The sequence below is a fragment of the Neptuniibacter marinus genome, assembly GCF_001597725.1.
Classification (GTDB): domain Bacteria; phylum Pseudomonadota; class Gammaproteobacteria; order Pseudomonadales; family Balneatricaceae; genus Neptuniibacter; species Neptuniibacter marinus.
In genome coordinates, this window is the sequence record NZ_LUTR01000041.1 from 1 (window position 1) to 2,551 (window position 2,551).

Below are 2,551 nucleotides of genomic sequence, written 5' to 3' on the forward strand. Positions count from 1 at the left end.
GCTAAACCCGTCACCGCCAGAGCGACAAAAAAGGGACCCTCAGATGAGGATCCCTTTATGATTAAAAAATTGTGGGATAGCAGTGGCCCGAAGGCTGCTTTTTAAGGTCCATCGGATATTATTCACCCTATAGGGGAGCGAGAGAAATAATCAAACGCTCATATAGTATTAAATCGACCTAGCAGGTCGGTAGTCAGCCAAAGCAGTCCAGCGGATAGAGATACCCTAGCTCATTTATACTGACCCCCATTATGACAATCTGCATAGTGTTATTAAGGCATGTAAAACGCATCATAAAACCCACTTACGGTTAGGTGTATTGTGACGGGTTCGGTACCCTTGTTTTTCCAATACCAGCCATGGGTGCCATCAAAAGGGGCGCTGAAGGACCCCTTAGAACTAGATGCATTACGACCCAACCAATAACTGGTAAACCGATCCCCATCATTGATTTTTTCACCGTGCATATCGAAGTTCACAACCCCACCTTCAACCTCCCAATTGAAAGAAAAGTTCTCACCCGCTTTCATTTTAGATTTAAGTTCTGAGCCCTGATTTGGCTGTAAGGTTACCGTTAAGCTATCCGCACGGTATTGCATATCACTTTTCCAGACAGGGTTTAGGCCTGTACTTAAACTCCCAGTATCAGGAGTAACAGCAACCTCATCTTCTTCAATTGCACTCGCAGTATTTAGTACTGTCAAGCCAATACGCTCGCCTATACCTGTAGGATCAATACCGTATTCAGCAGGTAATATGGCCGTAAAAAGCAGTGTGATCGCTGCCACAACTGCAAACGCGGTAGCTTTAATAAGGCTTTTACTCGAAGGAAGCCCTTCATTATTTACATTGGATATTTTTTGCATACTGATGTCCTCAAGAAATAGTCAGGTAACCCGTTAGCTGGTAGCCCATTAAGGTAAAACCAGCCAACATCAAAATGACGTTGGCAGTAAAAGCCTGTCGAGAGAATGATTGGGTTCGACGCCAAAAGCTCATCACGATCAGAATCGCGCCAAGCGCGAGTAATTGGCCAAGCTCTACACCAACATTAAACGCTAAGATATTCTCAACTAAGCCGTCTTCAGAGAGCGTAAAATCTTGAAGCTTGGTAGCAAGACCGAACCCATGAAAGAAACCAAAGATCAAAACAGCAGCTTTAGTATTCGGCTGAAAAGCAAACCACGTCCGGAATGCATCAAGGTTATCCAGCGCCTTATAAGCAACGGACAGCCCTATGATGGCGTCAATGATATAGGGGTTAACATGGGTTCCACTCAGCACACCATAGAGCAAGGTCATGCTGTGTCCCATCGCAAATAAAGTCACATAAATACTTACGTCTTTCATACGGTAGAGGAAGAAAATCACTCCCACTAGAAACAGTAAGTGGTCATACCCCGTCACCATATGCTTTGCGCCAAGGTAGATATAGGGTATTAACTGTGTGCCACTTGCCTGCTCGATAAAAAGAGCATCGCCTTCTGTAACACCATGAGGGAACGCCATAGGCACGACGCCCACCATTAACAGTATGAGTACAAACACGCACAGGCATATACGCTGTGCAGACAGGGCGAAGCCCCATCGAAAATATGATGATTTCAGATACACTCTGTAATCTCCGTTATAAGATCACGAACACCGCGAATTCTGCGCCATACAACGCACAAATTCACAATTAAGAAGAATGGAGTGGACTAGGTTATTGGAGGGCGAAACAGATTTGAGAGCGGGGGCTCTAATGGCATGTTTGGAGAGTACGAAATTTTTGATGATCTAACAGACGTTGGAGCGGGTATAAAAAACTGCACAGCTATTTGGTTTTCGATCACACCCATTGCATGAAGTAAAAGATGGCTGGCGTCAGATATTTTAGCGTCTTCAGAATGGAAGTGATCTAACACGGGTTCATGGTAGTGCCCGTGTTCAATCAGCTGCATAGCAGGAGGAATACCTTGAACGACTGAATGCGCTTTCTGTTCTACAACCAAAAGCCCACGACAAAAAAGCACCACTATCAATGATAGAGCGATAGCAGCCAAGCTGTGATTAGGCGAAAGGAAAGAACGATTAAACATAAGAAGGATTCTAACATAAGTGCTTTGATTGCAGAATAACCGCGAGAAATGGGGCTATAAATGCGAACCTGCGAGCGGCCCAATTGAGGTGCTTGTTATATGTTTACTTTAAGTGAATTAGCTCAGACTAGATCTGACACATCATCTTGAAAAAGAGAGAGTTACCCGTTTTGATAAAGGTGTCGAATCTTAAATCAAAACAAAAGGTAACTCTCATGATCCATACTAACAATCCAATCATTAAACACAAAGCTGGCTTGCTGAATTTGGCAGAAGAGCTTGGGAATGTGTCCAAAGCATGCAAAGTCATGGGCGTATCACGAGATACGTTTTATCGTTATCAGGAACTTGTTGAAGAAGGTGGTATCGATAGCCTGATCAACAAAAGCCGTAGAGCACCGAATCCCAAGAACAGAGTGGATGAAGCAACAGAACAAGCTGTCGTTGCTTATGCCATTGAACAACCCGCT

At 44.1% G+C, this 2,551-nt stretch carries 4 protein-coding genes; 1 reads left to right on the top strand and 3 read right to left on the bottom strand.

What is annotated here, in order from left to right; genetic code table 11:
* Positions 1 to 272 precede the first annotated feature (272 nt).
* The 3 genes from A3774_RS15900 to A3774_RS15910 form a co-directional block, all read right to left on the bottom strand.
* A complete protein-coding gene (locus tag A3774_RS15900) occupies positions 273 to 866 on the bottom strand; it encodes a hypothetical protein (protein ID WP_067870005.1) in 594 nt (197 codons plus the stop codon).
* Between the two features lie 10 nt (positions 867 to 876).
* On the bottom strand, positions 877 to 1,509 hold the full coding sequence (locus tag A3774_RS15905) for a HupE/UreJ family protein (RefSeq protein ID WP_456264841.1): 633 nt from the start codon (positions 1,507 to 1,509) through the stop codon (positions 877 to 879).
* Between the two features lie 191 nt (positions 1,510 to 1,700).
* Positions 1,701 to 2,081 carry a hypothetical protein gene (locus A3774_RS15910; RefSeq protein ID WP_067870008.1) on the bottom strand — a complete coding sequence of 127 codons (381 nt, stop codon included), beginning with the start codon at positions 2,079 to 2,081 and terminating at the stop codon, positions 1,701 to 1,703.
* 215 nt (positions 2,082 to 2,296) lie between these two features.
* On the opposite strand from A3774_RS15910, the gene A3774_RS15915 reads away from it, so the two are divergent.
* On the top strand, positions 2,297 to 2,551 hold a 255-nt coding region (locus A3774_RS15915; protein WP_075108004.1), incomplete at its 3' end, for a helix-turn-helix domain-containing protein.

Coding starts and splice junctions, on each gene's coding strand:
- A3774_RS15910 (WP_067870008.1), bottom strand. CDS start 2,081: ATGTTTAATCGTTCTTTCCTTTCGCCTAATCACAGCTTGGCTGCTATC.
- A3774_RS15905 (WP_456264841.1), bottom strand. CDS start 1,509: ATGGCGTTCCCTCATGGTGTTACAGAAGGCGATGCTCTTTTTATCGAG.
- A3774_RS15900 (WP_067870005.1), bottom strand. CDS start 866: ATGCAAAAAATATCCAATGTAAATAATGAAGGGCTTCCTTCGAGTAAA.